Source organism: Chitinophaga sp. CF418 (genome assembly GCF_900142925.1).
Lineage (GTDB): Bacteria > Bacteroidota > Bacteroidia > Chitinophagales > Chitinophagaceae > Chitinophaga.
The window spans coordinates 270,229-290,643 of sequence record NZ_FRCN01000013.1 but is presented as its reverse complement, the minus strand read 5'-3'; the positions used below and the strand labels follow the sequence as shown (position 1 = coordinate 290,643).

At 47.1% G+C, this 20,415-nt stretch carries 24 protein-coding genes; all 24 read left to right on the top strand.

Going from position 1 to position 20,415, the window contains the following annotated elements:
• Positions 1 to 42 precede the first annotated feature (42 nt).
• Positions 43 to 786 (top strand): class I SAM-dependent methyltransferase, encoded by a 744-nt coding sequence (locus F3I09_RS26265; RefSeq protein ID WP_223233391.1) that lies wholly within the window; start codon positions 43 to 45, stop codon positions 784 to 786.
• Positions 787 to 788: 2 nt separating this feature from the next.
• Entirely contained in the window at positions 789 to 1,367 is a 579-nt protein-coding gene (locus F3I09_RS26260) for a phosphatase PAP2 family protein (RefSeq protein WP_149698026.1), read from the top strand.
• Positions 1,364 to 2,095, top strand: coding sequence for a ZIP family metal transporter (locus tag F3I09_RS26255; protein ID WP_149698025.1), 732 nt, complete (start codon positions 1,364 to 1,366; stop codon positions 2,093 to 2,095). Before F3I09_RS26260 ends, F3I09_RS26255 begins: the two co-directional genes overlap by 4 nt.
• A gap of 24 nt (positions 2,096 to 2,119) precedes the next feature.
• Positions 2,120 to 3,421 carry a hemolysin family protein gene (locus F3I09_RS26250; protein WP_149698024.1) on the top strand — a complete coding sequence of 434 codons (1,302 nt, stop codon included), beginning with the start codon at positions 2,120 to 2,122 and terminating at the stop codon, positions 3,419 to 3,421.
• 161 nt (positions 3,422 to 3,582) lie between these two features.
• Positions 3,583 to 5,121 carry a histidine ammonia-lyase gene (gene hutH, locus F3I09_RS26245; protein WP_149698023.1) on the top strand — a complete coding sequence of 513 codons (1,539 nt, stop codon included), beginning with the start codon at positions 3,583 to 3,585 and terminating at the stop codon, positions 5,119 to 5,121.
• Between the two features lie 20 nt (positions 5,122 to 5,141).
• Positions 5,142 to 5,870, top strand: a complete 729-nt coding sequence (fabG, locus tag F3I09_RS26240; RefSeq protein ID WP_149698022.1) for a 3-oxoacyl-ACP reductase FabG — start codon at positions 5,142 to 5,144, stop codon at positions 5,868 to 5,870.
• Between the two features lie 72 nt (positions 5,871 to 5,942).
• On the top strand, positions 5,943 to 7,166 hold the full coding sequence (locus F3I09_RS26235; protein WP_149698021.1) for a beta-ketoacyl synthase: 1,224 nt from the start codon (positions 5,943 to 5,945) through the stop codon (positions 7,164 to 7,166).
• 232 nt (positions 7,167 to 7,398) lie between these two features.
• Positions 7,399 to 7,656, top strand: a complete 258-nt coding sequence (locus F3I09_RS26230) for an acyl carrier protein (protein ID WP_149698020.1) — start codon at positions 7,399 to 7,401, stop codon at positions 7,654 to 7,656.
• The gene (locus F3I09_RS26225) at positions 7,656 to 8,546 is read left to right on the top strand and encodes a lipid A biosynthesis acyltransferase (protein ID WP_149698019.1); all 891 of its coding nucleotides are present in this window, start codon (positions 7,656 to 7,658) and stop codon (positions 8,544 to 8,546) included. The genes F3I09_RS26230 and F3I09_RS26225 overlap by 1 nt, the downstream gene beginning before the upstream one ends.
• A 9-nt stretch (positions 8,547 to 8,555) precedes the next feature.
• Positions 8,556 to 8,975, top strand: a complete 420-nt coding sequence (locus F3I09_RS26220) for a 3-hydroxyacyl-ACP dehydratase (RefSeq protein ID WP_149698018.1) — start codon at positions 8,556 to 8,558, stop codon at positions 8,973 to 8,975.
• Positions 8,976 to 8,987: 12 nt separating this feature from the next.
• Entirely contained in the window at positions 8,988 to 9,686 is a 699-nt protein-coding gene (locus tag F3I09_RS26215; protein WP_149698017.1) for a hypothetical protein, read from the top strand.
• Between the two features lie 21 nt (positions 9,687 to 9,707).
• Complete coding sequence (locus F3I09_RS26210; RefSeq protein WP_149698016.1) at positions 9,708 to 10,157, top strand: thioesterase family protein; 450 nt, start codon at positions 9,708 to 9,710, stop codon at positions 10,155 to 10,157.
• Entirely contained in the window at positions 10,154 to 11,302 is a 1,149-nt protein-coding gene (locus F3I09_RS26205; RefSeq protein WP_149698015.1) for a beta-ketoacyl synthase N-terminal-like domain-containing protein, read from the top strand. Before F3I09_RS26210 ends, F3I09_RS26205 begins: the two co-directional genes overlap by 4 nt.
• A gap of 17 nt (positions 11,303 to 11,319) precedes the next feature.
• Entirely contained in the window at positions 11,320 to 12,387 is a 1,068-nt protein-coding gene (locus F3I09_RS26200) for a methyltransferase (RefSeq protein ID WP_149698014.1), read from the top strand.
• Positions 12,388 to 12,418: 31 nt separating this feature from the next.
• Positions 12,419 to 13,666 carry an NAD(P)/FAD-dependent oxidoreductase gene (locus tag F3I09_RS26195; RefSeq protein WP_149698013.1) on the top strand — a complete coding sequence of 416 codons (1,248 nt, stop codon included), beginning with the start codon at positions 12,419 to 12,421 and terminating at the stop codon, positions 13,664 to 13,666.
• A 37-nt stretch (positions 13,667 to 13,703) separates the two neighbouring features.
• Entirely contained in the window at positions 13,704 to 14,282 is a 579-nt protein-coding gene (locus tag F3I09_RS26190; RefSeq protein WP_223233390.1) for a beta-ketoacyl synthase N-terminal-like domain-containing protein, read from the top strand.
• A gap of 23 nt (positions 14,283 to 14,305) precedes the next feature.
• Positions 14,306 to 14,566: a phosphopantetheine-binding protein gene (locus F3I09_RS26185; RefSeq protein ID WP_089838859.1), complete on the top strand. Its 261-nt coding sequence runs from the start codon at positions 14,306 to 14,308 to the stop codon at positions 14,564 to 14,566.
• The gene (locus F3I09_RS26180) at positions 14,566 to 15,780 is read left to right on the top strand and encodes a beta-ketoacyl-[acyl-carrier-protein] synthase family protein (protein ID WP_149698012.1); all 1,215 of its coding nucleotides are present in this window, start codon (positions 14,566 to 14,568) and stop codon (positions 15,778 to 15,780) included. Before F3I09_RS26185 ends, F3I09_RS26180 begins: the two co-directional genes overlap by 1 nt.
• Before the next feature lie 3 nt (positions 15,781 to 15,783).
• A complete protein-coding gene (locus tag F3I09_RS26175; RefSeq protein ID WP_149698011.1) occupies positions 15,784 to 16,848 on the top strand; it encodes a beta-ketoacyl synthase N-terminal-like domain-containing protein in 1,065 nt (354 codons plus the stop codon).
• Positions 16,842 to 17,618: a polysaccharide deacetylase family protein gene (locus F3I09_RS26170; protein ID WP_149698010.1), complete on the top strand. Its 777-nt coding sequence runs from the start codon at positions 16,842 to 16,844 to the stop codon at positions 17,616 to 17,618. Before F3I09_RS26175 ends, F3I09_RS26170 begins: the two co-directional genes overlap by 7 nt.
• The gene (locus tag F3I09_RS26165; RefSeq protein WP_149698009.1) at positions 17,611 to 18,246 is read left to right on the top strand and encodes an outer membrane lipoprotein carrier protein LolA; all 636 of its coding nucleotides are present in this window, start codon (positions 17,611 to 17,613) and stop codon (positions 18,244 to 18,246) included. Before F3I09_RS26170 ends, F3I09_RS26165 begins: the two co-directional genes overlap by 8 nt.
• On the top strand, positions 18,224 to 18,844 hold the full coding sequence (locus F3I09_RS26160) for a hypothetical protein (protein WP_149698008.1): 621 nt from the start codon (positions 18,224 to 18,226) through the stop codon (positions 18,842 to 18,844). Before F3I09_RS26165 ends, F3I09_RS26160 begins: the two co-directional genes overlap by 23 nt.
• On the top strand, positions 18,844 to 19,209 hold the full coding sequence (locus F3I09_RS26155) for a 3-hydroxyacyl-ACP dehydratase (RefSeq protein ID WP_149698007.1): 366 nt from the start codon (positions 18,844 to 18,846) through the stop codon (positions 19,207 to 19,209). The genes F3I09_RS26160 and F3I09_RS26155 overlap by 1 nt, the downstream gene beginning before the upstream one ends.
• Entirely contained in the window at positions 19,209 to 20,408 is a 1,200-nt protein-coding gene (locus F3I09_RS26150; protein ID WP_149698006.1) for a DUF2062 domain-containing protein, read from the top strand. Before F3I09_RS26155 ends, F3I09_RS26150 begins: the two co-directional genes overlap by 1 nt.
• The last annotated feature ends 7 nt before the right edge of the window (positions 20,409 to 20,415 follow it).

Sequence of the window (20,415 nt, the reverse complement as noted above, 5' to 3'; positions counted from 1 at the left end):
TGGGGCGTTCATCTGATCATGGAAGTTTTTAATGAATTAGCAGTGGAAATACAAAAACAATGGTTTAAAGATTGGTTCAATTCTCCTTACTATCACCTGTTGTACAACAACAGGGATAATGCAGAAGCAGCAACTTTTATAGACAAGCTGTTGAACTATCTGCGTCCGCCTGCTAATGCTACCATGCTGGATGTAGCCTGTGGTACCGGCCGCCATTCCAGTTACCTGGCGTCAAAGGGTTATACGGTCACAGGTATAGATCTTTCCATCCGCAGCATTAACATTGCCCAAAAACAGGAAAATGACCATCTCAGCTTTTACCAGCATGATATGCGCCTGCCCTTTAGAGTGAACTATTTTGATCTTGTATTTAACTTTTTTACCAGCTTTGGTTATTTTGATACAGAAAGGGAGAACGAGAATGCATTGCGCACCATGCGGAATGCCCTGAAACCGGGAGGATGTCTGGTGCTGGACTATCTGAACAGTCCATATGTGAAGGCCAACCTGGTGCCTTTTGAGGTGAAAGAGAAAGGGGAGGTGGTGTTCGATATTGCCCGGGAGATGAATGATGGGAAATTCCAGAAGCAGATCAATATCCTGGATCGTTCCCGCTTATACCGGACGACATTTACCGAGAATGTAAGCGCCTTTACCCTCCACGATTTTGAGGAAATGTTCGCCCACCAGGGTTTACAAATAACAGATATCTTTGGAGACTATCATTTCAATAGTTACGATGAACAGCATTCGCCAAGACTGATCATTATTGCTACAAAACACTAGCCATGCTGGAAAGACTGCTTAGACTGGACTACAAACTCTTTTTCTATATCAATAATGTGTGGCGGAATTCCGTACTGGATGCTATCGTGCCCTGGTTAAGGGAACCATATGTATGGGCGCCGCTGTACCTTTTCCTGCTATTATTTGTGACGATCAATTACGGTTGGAAAGGTTTCTGGTGGATAGTCTTTTTTCTGGTTACTTTTGGCCTGGCTGATCAGGCCAGTTTACATATCAAAGAGGCTGTAGGGCGGTTAAGGCCATGCCGGGATCCGCTGATGCAGCATTTTGTGAGGGTACTGGTAGTGTATTGCCCCGGTAGTGGTAGTTTTACCTCTTCCCATGCAGCCAATCATTTTGCACTGAGCACTTTTTGTTTCCTCACTTTCAGGCATATTTCAAAATTGTATGCCTCTCTGTTTTTTGTCTGGGCGTCGCTGATCTGTTATGCACAGGTGTATGTAGGCGTCCATTACCCGCTGGATGTGATTGGAGGCGGTATACTGGGTATTATGATAGGTACCCTGAGTGCCGGATTCTTTCAGCGGCGTATCAGACTGGAACCTGAATTAACAACATGAACTGGATCTTTCTTTTAGTTATTTTACTGGCCACGTTAGGCGGCGGTTTAATTCCCATGATGGTAAGAAGGGTGACCCCCAACTTTCCGATCTATATGCTGGCATTTACCGGCGCCTGCCTGTTTGGAATCACTATCATGCACCTGTTGCCTGAAGTATATCATGAACTGGGTCATAAGGCTGGTATCTATATCGTATTGGGTTTTTTCCTGCAGGTAGCACTGCAGGCATTGTCGCACGGAACGGAACACGGACACACCCATGTTCCGAAAGATGGGCACCACCACGTACAGGTCTTTCCCCTGCTGCTGGGATTGTCCATCCATGCCTTTATGGAAGGCATTCCGCTGGGTTTTCAGTTTGTGGACCGGGCGGCCCTGGCTTCCCTGGTTATAGGGGTAGCTGCCCATAAGCTGCCGGAGGCGTTTACCCTGATCACGGTAATGATGCACGCCCACCAACGGGGAGGAAAACTGTGGCGTATCCTGGTCATTTTTTCACTGGTTACGCCTGTTGCAGCGCTACTGGCATCTGTGCTGGGCCAGCAGTCTACGTATATATCCAATATTACCGCTTACATCGTGGCATTGGTGATAGGAGCATTTCTGCACATTTCTACCACTATTTTCTACGAAAGCGGTACCAAACACCATGAATTGAGCTATCGTAAAGTAGTTGCCATAGCAGCGGGGTTGCTTTTAGCATTTCTTACCTTAATATTTGAATAATTCTTTATTTTTAGCCTTTTAAACATGGAAGTCGTCGTCATTATCCTCATCCTTATTTTGCTAAATGGCTTATTCTCAATGTCAGAGGTCGCCATGGAATATGCTCGTAAAGCAAGGCTGGAGTATCTGGCTAACAAAGGGGATGAAAAGGCAAAAGCTGCGCTCAAACTGGCCAGCAAGCCGGACAGGTTTCTCTCCACCGTCCAGGTAGGTATCACACTTATCAGTATTTTAATAGGCATATTATCTGGTATCAGCCTCAAACCACGCCTGGTTGAATACATTTCCGGTTATCCACAGTTCAGTTCTTATAGCGATGGTATTGCCATTACCGTTATTGTGGTGGTGGTAACCTATTTTACGCTGGTAATAGGCGAACTGGTACCCAAGCGCCTGGGTATACTCCGTCCTGAAGCCATCGCAAGGCAAACAGCGGCTCCTATGACATGGGTGTCTATGGTCACTTATCCGTTCATCTGGCTGCTGACCATATCCACCAATATGTTGGTGAATATCTTCAATCTGAAACCAAGCACCGACAGCAATGTCACGGAAGAAGAGATTAAAGCGCTGATTAACGAAGGTACTACCACGGGCGCCATTGAGGAGACCGAACAGGAGATCATTGAAAGGGTGTTTCACCTGGGGGACCGTAACATCACCTCTCTCATGACGCACCGTACCGATATCGTATATCTGGACATCAATGACCCCAAAGCGGTTATCCGCAGTAAGATCCTGGATAGTCCGCACTCTGTATACCCGGTATGTGACGACGTGATTGACAATATCCTTGGTATTATTTCCATCAAGGACCTTTATACGGCAGCTGCCAACACAGGTCATGAGCTGGCGGCCATCATGAAAAAGCCCCTGTTTGTACCTGAGAATAACTCTGCTTACCAGGTGTTGGAAAAATTCAAGGAAACACAGAGCCATGCTGCATTTATAGTAGATGAATATGGCACTTTCCTGGGGATGATCACCCTGAATGATATACTGGAAGCCATTGTAGGAGACATGCCGGAAACCGGACAGGATGACGACTATGAAATAGTGCGCAGGGAGGATGGTTCATACCTGGTAGACGGACAGATCCCTTTTTATGACTTTCTCGCCAGGTTTGACAAGGAAGACTGGATGGCAGAATTTGAACAGGAATTTGATACAATGGCCGGTTTTATCCTGCACCACCAGGAGCATATCCCTAAGATCGGGGAAAAATTTGAGTGGAGAGGCTTCACCTTTGAAATTGTAGATATGGACGCCCATCGTATAGATAAAGTGCTGGTGGAAGCGCCCGAAGATGCGGTAGAAGAAGGTTGATCTGATTAAGTGGAACGAACTGGTCTGATTACGAATTGTAAATGGCAGATACGTATGATTATCATACCGATAAATTACGTAGTTCCCCATTTGTGATTCGTAATTGTTTTTTGCTAATTTTGAGCACTTTTTTACATAATCAAATAATTTAATTTAAAATAATGGTTGTTTTAGGGAGTAAGGTGCTTTCACTGGACGAAGTGTACCGCGTGTTATTTAATGGGGAGGAGTTGAGCCTGGAGGAAGCTGCTTTACAGCAAGTAACGCACAACTTTGAGTTTTTAAAGAAATTTGCCGCCAAGAAGCTCATTTATGGTATCAATACCGGCTTCGGCCCCATGGCACAATATCGCATCAGCGAGAGCGACACTCATCAGTTACAGTACAATCTTATCCGCAGCCATAGCTCAGGAGCCGGTAAATATATGCCGCCCCTGTTAACAAAAGGCCTCATGATAGCGCGCCTCAGCAGCTTCATGCAGGCACATTCCGGTGTACACCCTGAAGTGGTGATCCTGCTCCGGGACCTGATCAATAAGAACATTTATCCCTGCATATATGAGCACGGTGGCGTAGGCGCCAGCGGCGACCTGGTACAGCTGGCCCATCTGGCGCTAATACTGATAGGGGAGGGAGAAGTAGTATATGAAAACGTACTGCGCCCTACAGCTGAAGTATTTGCCCAGTTAGGTATCAAGCCTATGGGAGTGCACATCCGTGAAGGATTGGCTGTGATCAATGGTACTTCAGCTATGACCGGTATCGGCCTGGTAAATATCATTGAAGCCAAGAAACTGCTGGGTTGGAGCTGCATCCTGTCGGCCATGGTCAATGAAGTGGTAGAAGCGTTTGACGACCATCTTTCCAAGGAACTGAATGCTGTAAAGCGTCATGAAGGTCAGAATAAGGTGGCGGCCGCCATGCGTAACATACTGAAAGATAGTAAGATGATCAGGCACCGTCCTGACCATTTCTATAAAGAACTGGAAGAAGAGATCTTTAAAGATAAGGTACAGGAATATTATTCCCTGCGTTGTGTACCACAGGTGTTAGGCCCTATTTACGATACACTGGTGGCTGCTGAAAAGATCGTAGTACAGGAACTGAACTCCGTAAGTGATAACCCTGTAGTAGACCATCACCAGGAGAACGTGTTTCATGGTGGTAACTTCCACGGGGATTATATCTCCCTGGAAATGGATAAGGTAAAGATCGCGATCACCAAGTTGTCCATGTTGTCTGAAAGACAGCTGAACTACCTGATGAATGAAAAGCTGAACCATAAGTTCCCGCCATTCATGAACCTGGGCAAACTGGGACTGAACTTCGGTATGCAGGGTATTCAGTTTACCGCTACATCAACAGTGGCCGAGAACCAGACCTTGTCCTTCCCGATGTATGTGCATAGCATCCCCAATAATAATGATAACCAGGATATTGTGAGCATGGGATGTAATGCGGCGTTAATGACCAACCGTGTTATTGAGAATGCATACGAGGTGCTGGCGATCCAGGTAATGACGATGTTACAGGCGGTTGATTACCTGAACTGTCACGAGAAACTGTCATCCTTCTCACACCGCATATACAGCGAAGTAAGGGCAATTTTTCCTAAATTTATTGAGGACAGTCCTAAGTATAAAGACGCTAAAAAGATCAAGGAATACCTGTTACAGCATGATCCTGAAATAGCATGGTAACCTACTAAAACAATTATCGGATGAAATGTGCTTTAATAACGGGTGGCTCCAGAGGAATAGGAAGGGCAATATGCGTGAAGATGGCGGAGTTGGGGTACTATGTGATTATCAATTATAAGGGCAATGAAGCTGCGGCCAATGAAACACTGGAGGCGGTAAAAGCCAAAGGAAGCGATGGAGAATTGCTGCAGTTCAACGTAGGCAATAATGAGGAAGTACAGGCTGTATTAGGCGGATGGGTAGAAAATAACAAAGAGAAACAGATCCAGGTACTGGTGAATAATGCCGGTATCCGGGAAGATAACCTGTTGTTCTGGATGAACAGCGACCAGTGGAGGAATGTATTGAATATCAGTCTGGATGGCTTCTTTAACGTCACTAAGCAGGTACTGAACAACATGCTGATGAAACGGTACGGACGTATCATCAATATTGTGTCCCTGTCGGGCATTAAAGGTCTTCCCGGTCAGACAAATTACTCTGCAGCGAAAGCAGGGGTAATTGGCGCCACTAAAGCGCTGGCTCAGGAAGTGGCCAAACGTGGTGTAACGGTGAACGCAGTAGCTCCTGGTTTTATCAAAACGGATATGACGGCCGAGCTGAATGAGAAAGAACTGGCTGCGCAGGTACCTATGAACCGTTTTGGTACGCCGGAAGAAGTAGCGGAAGCTGTCGCATTTTTTGCTTCTTCTGCATCCTCTTACATCACAGGAGAGGTTTTGTCGATTAACGGAGGACTATACACATGACCATAATCAGGAATGAAGGACAGTATCAGGAAGCTGGTTACTGACCCTCATTCCTGGGCCAAATTGATTTATATGAACAGAGTGGTGATCACAGGATTGGGAGTTTATTCCTGTATAGGTAAGAACCTGGAGGAGGTACGTGATTCTTTATATAAAGGAAAGTCCGGTATTATACTGGATCCTGCCAGGAAGGCTTTCGGATACCGTTCCGGTTTGACCGGGTATGTGGACCGTCCCGACCTGAAAGGAGTGCTTGACCGCCGTGCCCGCATGATGATGCCGGAACAGGCGGAATTTGCTTTTATGAGTACCCGTGAGGCGCTCGAGCAGGCTAAAATAGATCCGGACTATATAGAAAAGACGGAAGTAGGATTGCTGTTCGGCAACGACAGCTCTTCCAAGCCTGTGATAGAGGCTACCGACATTATGCGGGAAAAAAAGGATACCATGTTGGTGGGGTCCGGTTCTGTATTCCAGACCATGAACTCTACCGTGAACATGAACCTGGCCACCATTTTCAAGCTGAGGGGGATCAACTTCAGCGTGAGTGCGGCCTGTGCGAGCGGTTCCCACGCTATTGGACTGGGTTATATGTTTATCCGTAACGGTATGCAGGACTGTGTGGTATGTGGCGGCGCTCAGGAGATCAATATCTACTCCATGGGTAACTTTGATGCCATCGCGGCATTTTCTGTAAGAGAGAATGAGCCTGAAAAAGCCAGCCGCCCGTTTGATCGTGACCGTGACGGACTGGTACCCAGCGGTGGTGCGGCAACTGTGATCCTGGAAAGCCTGGAATCAGCCCAGCGCAGGGGAGCTAATATCCTGGCGGAGGTGATTGGTTATGGCTTCTCTTCCAATGGCGCCCATATTTCCAACCCTACAATAGACGGACCAGTGCGTTCCCTGCAGATCGCCTTACAGGATGCGGGACTGCAGGCAAAGGACATCGAATATATCAACGCGCACGCTACCAGTACACCAGCAGGAGATGCGAGCGAAGCAGCAGCGATCGACCAGGTATTTGGCGGATCGAGACCCTACGTCAGCTCCACCAAATCGATGACGGGACATGAATGTTGGATGGCGGGAGCAAGTGAAATTGTTTACTCCATGCTGATGATGCAGAATGGTTTTATTGCACCGAATATTAACCTGGAAAATCCTGATGGAGCAGCTACCAGGTTAAATATCAACAATACTACCATTAATAAAGATTTTAATATATTTTTGTCTAATTCCTTTGGCTTTGGGGGGACTAATTCTTCCCTGATAGTCAAGAAATGGATGAAGTAAATAGTTAACTGTCAACACTTTAACACTACAAGAGAGGCAATATTTAATATCTGCCCGGATATTTATACCTTTGAGGGACTAAAAACAGAGATAAGGAAGGTTGATCAGCTAAACTATCATTTGAAGTAAAATTATAAGGTACACAGGCCCGGATTAACAGCCAATCTAAGCGAACTTTTTAATTCTGATAATCACGTATATAGCTCAACCTATATCCTAGAGTTACACTGATATGGACAAACAAGAAATCATACGAATCACTAATGCATTCCTGGTAGAGGAATTTGAAGCGGACGGAAACAAGATAACGCCTGATGCCAACCTGAAGTCTACCCTTGACCTGGATAGCCTTGACTACATTGACCTGGTAGTTGTAATTGAAAATAACTTCGGGTTTAAGGTAAATCCTGAAGATTTTCAGGGAATAGCCACTTTCCAGGATTTTTACGACTACGTGGCTGATCGTATCAAACAAAAAGAACTGGTATAATGCCTTCCTGGGAGGGGAAATCCAAAGGAAATAAGCTGGGGTACAGTATTTTTATCGGGACATTGCGTTATGGGGGCGTACTGCCTGCTTATGTATTATTAAGGTTTGTTGCCGCATATTATTTTCTGTTTTCCTACAGCTCTTCACGCCCCATTTTTCAATATTTTCATACCAGGGTAGGATATGGCTGGTGGCGGTCATTGGTCAGCGTTTACCGGAACTATTATGTATTCGGTCAGGTACTGATCGATAAGGTCGTGGTCATGTCCGGCGTCAGGAACAAATTCACCTTCGAATTTGAAGGGGAGCATCACCTGCGGGCAATTACTGCTGCCGGCAGAGGCGGTATTATGCTTAGCGCCCACCTGGGTAACTGGGAAGTGGCCGGACACCTGTTCCGCCGCCTGGAAACGCGTATCAACATTGTTATGTTTGATGGTGAGCATGAGCGTATCAAGAAGTATTTGTCATCTGTGACGGGCGAACGTAATGTGAATATTATTGTTATTAAGGATGATTTGTCGCACATTTACGCTATTAATGAAGCGCTGAGTAACCAGGAACTGGTGTGTATGCATGCAGACAGGTTCCTGGAAGGCAATAAAACGGTAGCCGTACCCTTTCTGGGGGCAGATGCCCGCTTTCCGGCAGGACCATTCCTGCTGGCAGCTACATTCAGGGTGCCCGTATCGCTTGTTTTTGCTTTTAAGGAAACCAGCCATCATTATCATTTATATGCAACTCAGCCAAGAGAATATCATGGCCGCCGCAGGCAGGGCGTAGAAACTGCCGTTCAGGATTTTGTTCAGGAACTGGAAACCATGGTAAAGAAATATCCTGAACAATGGTTTAACTATTACGATTTTTGGGAAAAACCGGAAGATAAATAAGCAGATTTTATGTTCATCCACACCGACAACGTTACAGCATATATACCGCAACGCATACCGATAGTAATGATCAGCGGCATATTGGAAGTAAAAGACAACATTACCCGTACCGGCCTGCAGATTGCGGCCGATAACCTTTTTGTGGAGGATGGCGTGCTGAAATCACCCGGACTGCTGGAGAACATGGCGCAAACTGCGGCCGCCCGCGTAGGATATGTTGCCCTGCAGGAAAATACCCCTGTTCCCATTGGCTTCATTGGAGCCGTAAAAGACTTTGAAGTGTTTGAGTTCCCCCCCGCCGGCTCCTTTATTGAGACCACCACAGAAATACAAAGTCAGGTGTTCAACGCTACCATGGTAGCTGCTAAAGTGACCCTGAATGGAAAGGTAATGGCGCAATGCGAATTGAAAATTTTCATAAACCCATAAAATCCATTTGTAATGACCACCTTAAAGAAATGCCTGCTGGCAAGTTTTGCTTTAGTATTTGTATGCCTGTCTGCCGGACGCAGTCATGCACAAACCCTGAAAGAATTTTTCAGCAATGAATCCACCCCATTGACTTACCTCGGTGTTGATTTCTCCGCCACCAAAATAGAGGGAGAAACAGCAACTGCCGCAGAAATTGTCAATAAGTTCGAGCCGATTAATAATGTGATCGTTACAGAAGCCAAGAAGTATGACGTTGCCGGCGCCTTCAAAAGGACCAGTGTGAGCAACTTCCTGGAAGCGGTGCAGAAACTCAATGAAGGTGTAAATCCTGCTACCATCAAGGCCAATGGTGTTGCTGACCTGGAAAAAGGATTAACAGCTGCAGACATTGATAAGCATGTGAAGAAATACGATCTCCATGGTCAGAAAGGTATCGGCCTGGTATTTATTATGGACGGTATGAGTAAGACGAATAAAGAAGCTTACGTATACGCTACACTGATAGACCTTTCTACCAAAAAAGTGCTGTTGACAGAACGTTTTACCGGTAAGGCACAGGGCTTCGGTTTCCGTAACTACTGGGCTTATACCATCTACAAAGTGCTGAATTCCATCGACCATGGAAAATATAAAGAATGGAAGAATAAATCTGCCGCTACTCCCGAAACAAGGGTAGCGGCTGTGAAAAGCCAGGCCAGCCTGATGTAATTAATACGGAAAAATAAAATGATGAGCCCTGTATTGACCGAGAGTGCGAATATACTTGTGAAGTTTAATGAAGCCGATCCGCTGGGAATAGTATGGCATGGACATTATATTCGCTATTTTGAAGATGGGAGAGAGGCTTTCGGCGAAAAATACGGGTTCCGTTACCTCGATATTTATAAAGAAGGATATACCGTACCTGTTGTGAATGTGCAATGCAATTATAAGCGTTCGCTGAGATACGGAGACCGTGTAGTTGTGGAAGCCACTTATGTGAATACTGCCGCTGCAAAGATCAGGTTTGAATACAAACTGTACAATTTTGTAACGGGTGAGCTGGTAGCTGATGGGAGTTCCCTCCAGGTATTCCTGGATGTAGCTACATCAACGCTGCAGCTGACCATCCCTCCATTTTTCGAAAAATGGAAAACACAGCATGGACAGATCATTGCTCCTAATAATGTGAAAAGATGAAAAGTGTGTATGTAGTGGCAGATAATATCCTGTCGCCACTGGGCAGAACAACAGAAGAGAACTTTGTAAATGTAAGGAATGGCCTGAGCGGCATCTGCCTGCATGACGACCTGACAATGTCGGCAGCGCCGTTTTATGCTGCTATGATGGCTCCCGACCAGCTGGAAAAGAGCTGGAATGAGGAAAGCCTGGAGCAGTGTACAAAGTTCGAACAGCTGTTGATATTATCCGTGCAGAATGCATTGGACAGAACGTCCATTGACATTACGGATGGCCGTACCGCTTTCATCGTATCCACTACAAAAGGGAATATTGAGCTGCTGGAGCAGCAGGAAGATCCTGCCAATGCTCCCTTGCAGGAAATGGAACTGTTCCATACTGCCAGGAAGGTGGCACAGTATTTTAATTATACGGAAGATCCTATAGTAGTCAGCAACGCCTGTATCTCAGGGTTGCTGGCTATTTTAACAGCCAGAAGGCTGATCCTTTCCGGTCGTTATGACCACGCGGTAGTGACCGGGGCAGATGTGGTGACCAGGTTTGTATTATCTGGCTTCCAGTCTTTCCAGGCTGTCAGCAGTGAGCCATGCCGGCCTTTTGATGCCGACCGTAAAGGGGTGACATTAGGGGAAGGAGCAGCTACTGTGATACTGACCAATAATGAAGCATATATTACTCCTTCTTCCATCCGCGTAGGAGCGGGCGCTGTGAGTAATGACGCCAACCACATTTCCGGGCCTTCCCGTACCGGCGCTGAGCTGAGTACAGCCATGCAAAAGGCGATGAAGGGTTCAGGGCTGACGCCGGCAGACATCGGTTTTGTTTCTGCTCATGGTACTGCAACGCTGTACAATGATGAAATGGAATCGAAAGCGCTGCACCTGGCAGGACTGCTGGATGTGCCTGTGAACAGCCTGAAAGGGTATTACGGGCATACCTTAGGTGCTGCAGGACTGATAGAAGCCGTGATAGGTATGCATGCGCTGCAGCAACAACTGGTCATTCCCACACTGGGATTCCAGTCCCTGGGTGTACCTCACCCGGTAAAGGTGAGCAACCAGCTGAGCAGCAGGCCTATGCAGCATTTCCTGAAGACGGTATCCGGTTTTGGCGGTTGTAATGCAGCCATGATATTTTCGAAATAATCTAATCTTAATTCAGAATGGAGTTTTTTACTAAAGAAACGAAAACAGCACTACAGGCGCAGGAAGCAGCATTGAGACTTGCTTTTGCGCCGATAGCATTCCAGGCTACCCGTGCCCTGCGTGATATGGGCATCCTGCAGGCTATCAGTGACGCCGGACAAAAGGGACTGACCATTGAAGAAGTACTGGAAAAAGTATCGCTCTCCCGTTATGCTGTGCGCGTACTGCTGGAAGCGGGCCTCGGTATTGAACTGCTTATCGTGAATGATAAAAGATACATTCTGACAAAGACGGGTTATTTTATCCTGCATGATAAGCTGACTCGCATTAACATGAACTTTTCACAGGACATCTGCTATCGCGGTATGGACCACCTGCAGGATAGCTTAAAGGAAGGCCGGCCTGCCGGATTAAAGGAGCTGGGTCCCTGGGAAACAATCTATCCCGGATTGCCATTGCTGGCGCCGGAAATAGGCAAGAGCTGGTTTGACTTTGACCATTACTATTCCGACCTGGCATTTCCACAGGCATTGCCGATCGTATTTGAAAATAAACCCCGTACCCTGCTGGACATCGGTGGTAATACCGGGAAATGGACACTGGCCGTGACTGCCTATGATGCAGAGGTAAAAGTGACCATGTTCGACCTGCCGGGTGAGATCGCCATCGCACAACAGCGTACAAAAGAAGCTGGCGTAGCTGACCGTGTGTCTTTCCATGAAGCCAATATCCTGGATGAAAGCCTACCTTTCCCTTCCGGATTTGACGCTATCTGGATGAGCCAGTTCCTGGATTGCTTCTCCGAAGAGCAGATCGTATCCATCCTGAAACGCTGCCGTGAGGCGCTGACAGAGAGCGGTACCATCTATATCCTGGAACCATTCTGGAACAGACAGCCATTCAAATCGGCCGCTTTCTGCCTCCAGCAGACATCATTGTATTTTACTGCTATGGCGAATGGCAACAGCCAGATGTACCATACGGACGATTTCTTTAAATGTATTGAAGACGCAGGCCTGCAGATAGTTGAGGAGAATAACCAGATGGGACTTAGCTACACACTGTTAAAATGTAAGAGAAAATAGTCTCCATAACACTACTCCATAAAACATATCCATGACAACAGAAAAGGTAGACGTATTAGTGATCGGTGCGGGCCCTTCAGGAACAGTGGCGGCATCCATTATCCACCAGGCAGGTTATTCTGTGAAAATAGTGGAAAAGCTGAAATTCCCCCGCTTTGTGATTGGCGAAAGCCTCCTGCCACGTAGTATGGAAGCGCTGGAAGAAGCCGGTTTTATTGATGCCATTAAGGCCAAAGGCTTCCAGGAAAAGTATGGTGCTAAATTCGTAAAAGGCAACAGCGTATGTGACTTTACCTTTAAAGAACAGCATACGCCGGGTTGGAACTGGACCTGGCAGGTGACCAGGGCTGATTTTGACAAGACACTGGCAGATACTGTAGAGGCAATGGGCGTACCTGTATCCTATGAAACGACGGTGACAGCCATCCGTTTTGACGGATCAGACTCTGTAACTACAGTTGAAGATATACACGGCAATAAAAGTGAAATAGCTGCCCGCTTCATCGTGGACGGCAGTGGCTATGGCAGGGTAATACCCCGCCTGTTTAACCTGGAAAAAAATTCAAACCTGCAGCCGCGCAAGGCCTTGTTTGCGCACACTGTGGACGCCCGCCGTTCCATGGCAGACGAGCCGAACCGTATTACAGCGGTGGTACATAAACCGGGCACCTGGATATGGATCATTCCATTCTCTACCGGCGTGACCTCTGTGGGTTTTGTAAGCGATCCTTCATTTTTTGATGCTTATCCGGGTACTCCCGAGCAGCAATACCGGGCTATGCTGGAAGCTGAACCTTATACCAGAGAGCGTTTCCGTGATGTGGAACTGGTGTTTGAACCACGTATCCTGGAGTCATGGTCTGCCACCACAGACAAGTTCTATGGAGAAGGCTTTGTGCTGACAGGTAACGTGACAGAATTTCTGGACCCTATTTTCTCATCTGGCGTAACTTTGGCCTGCGTTTCTGCGCAGACTGCTGCTAAACTGGTGATCCGCAAGCTGAAAGGAGAAGCGGTTGACTGGGAGAAAGAATACATGGAGCCTACCATGCAGGGTGTGAATACTTTCCGCTCTTATGTAATGGCCTGGTACGAGGGGACCCTGGACAAGATCTTCTTCTCTGCGGAGCAGCGTTCGGAAGTGAAAAATCAGATCTGTTCAGTACTGGCAGGATATGTATGGGACATGAGCAATCCTTTTGTGCAGCATCATGATACAGCACTGAAACGGTTGGCGCGTACCATAGAATTAACACAAATTATAAAACAGGACCAATAGCTTGTATAACGGCGAGGCATATATAACGGGAAGTTGTGTGATCCGGAAAAACCGGGTGTACAGGGATGGAACACTGTTGTGGGAAACGCCGCAGGCGCAGGAATTACAGGAATTTCTGCGGGCAGGATATGACCAGTTTTCCGGTCAGTATCCCAAGTTCCATAAAATGGATCCGCTGAGCAAGCTGGGATGGCTTGCCGCAGAGGTATTGTTGAAGGATGCCCCGCTGAACAATTATCCGCCAGAAAGTATCGGTCTGATACTGGCTAATAAAAGCGCCAGTCTTGACACTGACCTGCGATATTTTGACACGGTGAAAGATATTGCCAGCCCGGCATTATTTGTATACACGCTGGCCAATATCGTAATGGGGGAAATCAGTATCCGTCATGGCTTCAAAGGAGAGAATGCCTTTTTTACCGCTGATGCATTTGACCCGGAATTCATGGTTGGATATATCAGTCAGCTGTTCCTGGAAAATGCTGTTTCCGCCTGTCTCTGCGGATGGGTGGAAGTGATGGGGCCTGCGTATGAGGTGATCTTGTACAAAGTGGAGCGTAGCAGCGGGGGATTGGCATTCAATGCAGATAATCTGCAGAAAGCAGTAAGTTTTTAAATTAATATACAGTAATAATAATCATGGAAAAATTGATGGCGGCGCTGAAAGCCCAGATCGTAGAGCAGTTGAACCTGCAGGAAGTAAAACCTGAAGATATCGGGGATGATCAGCCCTTGTTCAAGGATGGATTGGGTCTGGACTCTATCGATGCGCTGGAAATAATTGTACTGCTGCAGCAGCATTACGGTATCCGTATTGCGAATCCTGAGCAGGGGCCGGAAATATTCCATTCCGTGCGTACCATCGCTGAATTCATTACCGCGCATCAAACCGCTAAATAATGCATAGTGATGTATGGATTGCCGGAGGTGGCGTTATTTGCGGCATAGGGAACAACCTGTCTGAATGCCTGACAGCATTCGAACGCATGGAGCCAGGTATGGCCCATATGGAGCATTTGCACTCTGTGCACCGCCATACATTCCCTGTAGTGGAAGTAAAAGCGTCCAATGCCACCCTGGCCTCCTGGACGGGGATGCCTGAGAAGATCAGCCGTACAGCTCTGCTGAGCCGTGTGGCTGCGCAGGAAGCCTGGAACAGTACCGGCCTTGGAGATATCCACCAGTACCGCGTAGGTTTTGTTTCTGCGAATACAGTGGGCGGTATGGACAAGACGGAAGACTTCTTTGCAGACTACCTGCAGGATCCTTCCAAAGGGCATCTGAGTCAGGTAGTACATCATGAATGTGGCGCCATTACTGAGCTGGTGGCCGATGCAATGGGCATCCGTCATCATATATCAACTATCAGCACCGCTTGTTCCTCCAGTGCAAATGCATTGATGTATGGGTCGAGGCTGATCAAAAATAACCTGGTGGATGTGGTAATAGCCGGTGGAACCGACGCGCTGACCCGCTTTACACTGAATGGTTTTAATACACTGATGATACTTGATCCTGCAGCCTGCCGTCCTTTTGACGATACCCGTGCGGGGTTGAACCTCGGAGAAGGGGCCGGATATGTTGTATTGATCAGTGAGGCGCTGGCAGCAGAACTGCCGGCCAGCAAGCAGCCCTGGTGCAGATTGAGTGGTTATGCCAACGCCAACGATGCTTATCATCAGACGGCTTCTTCCCCTGATGGTACAGGCAATTTCCTGGCCATGCGGGCAGCGCTGGAAATGAGTGGCATCAAGCCGGAAGATGTCGATTATATCAATCTGCATGGTACCGGTACCCAGAATAATGACTCAGCAGAAGGGGCGGCTATTGCCCGCCTTTTTGCACCGCATTATCCGCCGGTAAGCAGTACGAAGTCCTTCACAGGGCATACATTGGGCGCCAGTGGAGGCATAGAAGCCGTTTTTTCTGCCTGGGCAGTGAAAGAGGGTGTGATCTATCCCAACGCGAATTTCAGTAAACAGATGAAGGATCTGCCTTTTTCTCCTGTTACTAAATTCTCTGCCGGGCTGCAGCTGCAGCATGTCATGTCAAACTCTTTTGGATTTGGCGGTAACTGTTCCAGCCTGGTATTTTCAAAAAATGCGCAATCATAAAATATGTACATCTATATACAAGGAACAGGTTGTGTGTCACCGCAGGAAACTGCGGCAGGCAATACATTCCCGGCTGCGGTGTTGCCCTGGGAAGGGCCGCGCCTGAAAGCATGGGAGCCTGACTACAAACAATGGATAGATGTGAAGCTGATACGCCGCATGAGCCGTGTTATCAAGATGGGTGTGGCGGCAGCGAAGCTTAGCCTGCAGGAAGCAGGCGTGGAGGTCCCCGATGCGATCATTACAGGAACGGCCTATGGCTGCCTGGATGATACCGGTGTGTTCCTTTCAAAAATGATCAATCAGCAGGAAGAAATGTTAACGCCCACAGCGTTCATCCAGTCCACTCACAATACCGTAGCAGGACAGATAGCGCTGATGCTGGGCTGTCATGCTTACAACAATACTTTTGTGCACAAAGCCTTCTCTTTCGAAAGCGCTTTGCTGGACAGTATCATGATACTGAGAGAAGGACGTTCTTCCAGCATCCTCGCCGGTGCGATGGACGAACTGACCAATCACAGTTTCAATATCCTTTCCCGCTTCGATCTGTACAAGAAAGAGCCGGTTACGTATGAACAACTGCTAAAAAGCAGTACACATGGTACGGTAGCAGGAGAGGGCGCGGCCTGTTTTGCGCTGGGAACCGAAAAAGGGCCCAATACAAAGGCTAAACTGACAGGACTGACCACTTTATACAAACCAGTAGGGAAGGCCGAAATTTCGCCGGATATTACTTCTTTTCTGGCCGCGCATAATTGCAGTCAGGAGGAAGTGAGCCTGGTTATTACCGGCCGTAACGGAGATGCCAGCGGAGACGAATGGTATGAGTACGTGGAGAATACATTGTTTGCCGGTAAACCAGTGGCAGGTTTTAAGCATCTCTGCGGGGAATATCCTACTGCTGCCTCTTTCGGTATGTGGTTGGGCAACAGGATACTGGCAGAACAACAGGTTCCTGCTGATGTACTGTTGAAGGGGAAGGTACCGGAACAGATTAAAAAGGTCCTGATCTATAATCATCATAAACAAACGCATCATTCACTGATCCTGCTGACGGCATGCTGACACACCGTATTGCAAATATCGGCCTGTTCCTGCTGCTGGCAGTTGCGCTACTGGTGCACAACTTGTGGCTGACATTGCCCTGGTGGGTTTTCCTGCTACTGCTGCAGCCTTATGTAGCGGCGCTGGTATGGGGAGCATGTAACATAGGATCGAACTTTTATATACCGGTGATATGTGCTGCCGATACAAAAGAAAAGGTGATCGCTATTACGTTTGATGATGGTCCTTTGCTGAAACATACCCCGGAGATCCTGGACATCCTGCAAAGGGAACAGGCGCCTGCAGCTTTCTTTTGCATCGGTAACAGGATAGGGGGGAATGAACCCTTGTTGCGTCGTATAGATGCTGAAGGACATGTGATCGGGAATCACAGTTTTTCGCATCACTTCTGGTTTGATATGTTCGGCTCCGCTAAAATGCTGGCTGAATTGAAACAAATGGATGATACCGTAGAAGTTGTGACAGGCAAAAGACCAAGGCTTTTCCGTCCGCCATATGGAGTTACAAATCCGAATCTTGCCAGGGCGATCAGGAAAGGAGCTTACACTCCTGTCGGCTGGAACATCCGCTCGCTGGATACAGTAGTGAAAGACAAAGACCAGCTGCTGGAAAGGATCAGACAGGGTATCAAACCGGGAGCTGTATTACTGCTGCATGACTCAATGGAAATAACAGTACAGGCATTGCCATCGCTGATACAACATCTTAAGAAGGAAGGATACCGTATTGAAAGAATCGACAAATTATTAAACATACCCGCTTATGCGTAGATGGCTTTTGATATTGGCTTGTATAGTATGCGCCATGCCCATGATGGCGCAGCAGCCGGGCTTTAAGCCGGTAGCAGATGCAGCTGCCTTCAAACAGCAGTTTGCAAAGGCTTCACAGGCTACACAATCCATTCAGTGTGATTTTGTACAGGAGAAGAACCTGAGCATGTTATCTGATAAAATTGTATCCAAAGGGAAGTTCTGGTTCAGAAAGGAGAATAAAGTGCGCATGGAGTATATGCAACCGTCTTATTATCTCCTGGTGATGAATGGTAAAGATATTAAAACAAAGGACGGACAAAAAGAAAACCGCGTGTCCACTAAAGGCAATAAACTATTTGAACAGATCAATAAGATCACAATAGATTGTGTACAGGGAAATGTGGTGAATAATGCCGACTTCAATACCCGCATTCTGGAAAATGCCCAGTCTTATCTGCTGGAGCTGACGCCAGTGAATAAATCGCTGGCGCAGTATTTCAAATCCATTCATCTGCTGGTGGACAAGAAGGATTATTCTGTATCGAAGATCGAGATGTATGAAGCGGGCGGTGATGATACCAGCATCAGCTTTTTGCACAAACAACTGAACGTAAATATTCCCGATGCGGTCTTTGCTGTTAAATAGTTTACTGCTGATGGGGCTTTTGTCCGGTTGTAGCGCTGCCTATAAAAATCTGCAGCCAACCAGTGGTGATGTGAACTGTGTTACGAAATTCCGTCCGCAGTTTGCCAACACCCTGTACAGCACACAGGTTGATATACTGAAGCATCATCTTAGCGGATTACTTTTCTTTAAGCAGATGCCGGACAGCAGTTTGCGGGTGGTATTTGCCAATGAGATGGGCTTTAAGTTCTTTGATTTTGAATTTACCAGAGATGGTGGTTTTGTAAAACATTACATGCTACCAAAGATGGATAAAAAAGCAGTAGTGAAAACACTTCGTGGTGATTTTGAACTGGTACTGCTGCGACCTGATCTGAACCAGGCTCATGTCATGCAGGACAGCATTTATCATTATATCGTGGTGCCTACGGCAAAAGGCAACAACTATTACATCACTGATACTGCCTGTGAGCGGCTGGAACGGATTGAGAAATCTTCCAAACGCAGGCCGGTAGTAAAGGTATGGCTGGGACATTATGAGGCCGGTGTGCCGGATACGATAACTATCCGCCATCAGGGCTTTACTTTTAATATATCATTACAACGCGTACAGAAATAATGTTAGCAGGAAAACTATACACGCTTGAGCAGGAGCAGTCTGCTGGTGAAACCGGAACTTACCAGGTTTTGTGGAATGCAGCACATCCTGTATTTGAAGGACATTTCCCTGGCCGTCCTGTTGTGCCGGGTGTTTGCATGATGCAGACCATCCAGGAACTGCTGGAAAGACTGTTGCAGAAAAAGGTGCTGTTGAAAAAGGCGTCCCAGATGAAGTTCCTGAACATGATCGACCCTACGGCCAATCCGAAGGTAGAGATAGGTGTTCAGTACAAACTGCAGGATGGAGAAATAAAAGTGACTGCATCTTTGAAATATGAGGCGCTCACCTTTATGAAATTCCAGGGAACATTTGTTGAAGCATAATGACCGATATAACAACATATCATGATCAGTTCACTGCGCAGAAAGCTGCAGTACTGGTGCCAACCTACAACAATGCCAAAACGCTGGAGGCGGTATTAAGAGACGTACTCTCTTATACAACCCACGTCATTGTAGTAAATGATGGCAGCACTGATAATACCTCCGCTATACTTGATGCTTTCCCGGAGATACAACGGGTGGAATATATATCCAACAAGGGTAAAGGAATTGCGCTGCGTCGCGGTTTCCGCTTTGCTGTTGATCAGGGATATGAATACGTTATCACGATGGATGCAGACGGACAGCATTTCGCTTCCGACCTGCCAGTGTTGCTGGAGAAACTGGGAACAGAACGGAAGGCTATCATCATCGGTGCACGTAACCTGCAACAGGAGAACATGCCCGGTAAGAACACCTTCGCCAACAAGTTCTCCAATTTCTGGTTCTATGTGGAAACAGGATTGAAGGGCCCGGATACACAATCCGGTTACCGCCTCTATCCTGTTCACGCCATGCGCAAAATGCGTTTCTGGTGTACCAAGTACGAATTCGAAATAGAAGTGCTGGTGCGCAGTGCCTGGAAAGGTGTTAAAATTGACTGGGCGCCTATTAAGGTATACTATCCTCCGGCAGAGGAAAGAGTGTCCCACTTCCGTCCTTTCAGGGATTTCTCCCGCATCAGCGTACTGAATACAATATTGGTGCTGATCACCTTCCTGTACATCAAACCGCGCGATTTCATCCGCTTTCTGTTCAAGGCAGAGAGCTGGCGTATGATGTGGTATGAGCATGTACTGAACAAGGAAGAGACGAATGTACGCAAGGCGCTCTCTGTTGGTTTCGGTGTGTTTATGGGTATTGTACCTATCTGGGGATTCCAGATGGTGACTGCCCTGGCATTGGCTGTATTATTCAGACTGAATAAAGCATTGGTGTTTATGTCCTGCCATGTCAGCCTGCCACCAATGATCCCCTTCGTGATCTTCGCGAGTTTTGCAACAGGAAAGATCTGGATAAAGGATGGCAGTATCCTGCCGCCGCTTACCAGCAATCTTACACTCGACATGATCAAACAGAATTTGTTTCAATATTTGACCGGAGCTGTCACACTGTCTATAATAGCAGGTGTGGTGGCATTTTTGCTCGTTTATATACTGCTGGCCATCTTCCGTAGGGATCCCGTGAAACAGGTCAGCTAGTTTACAG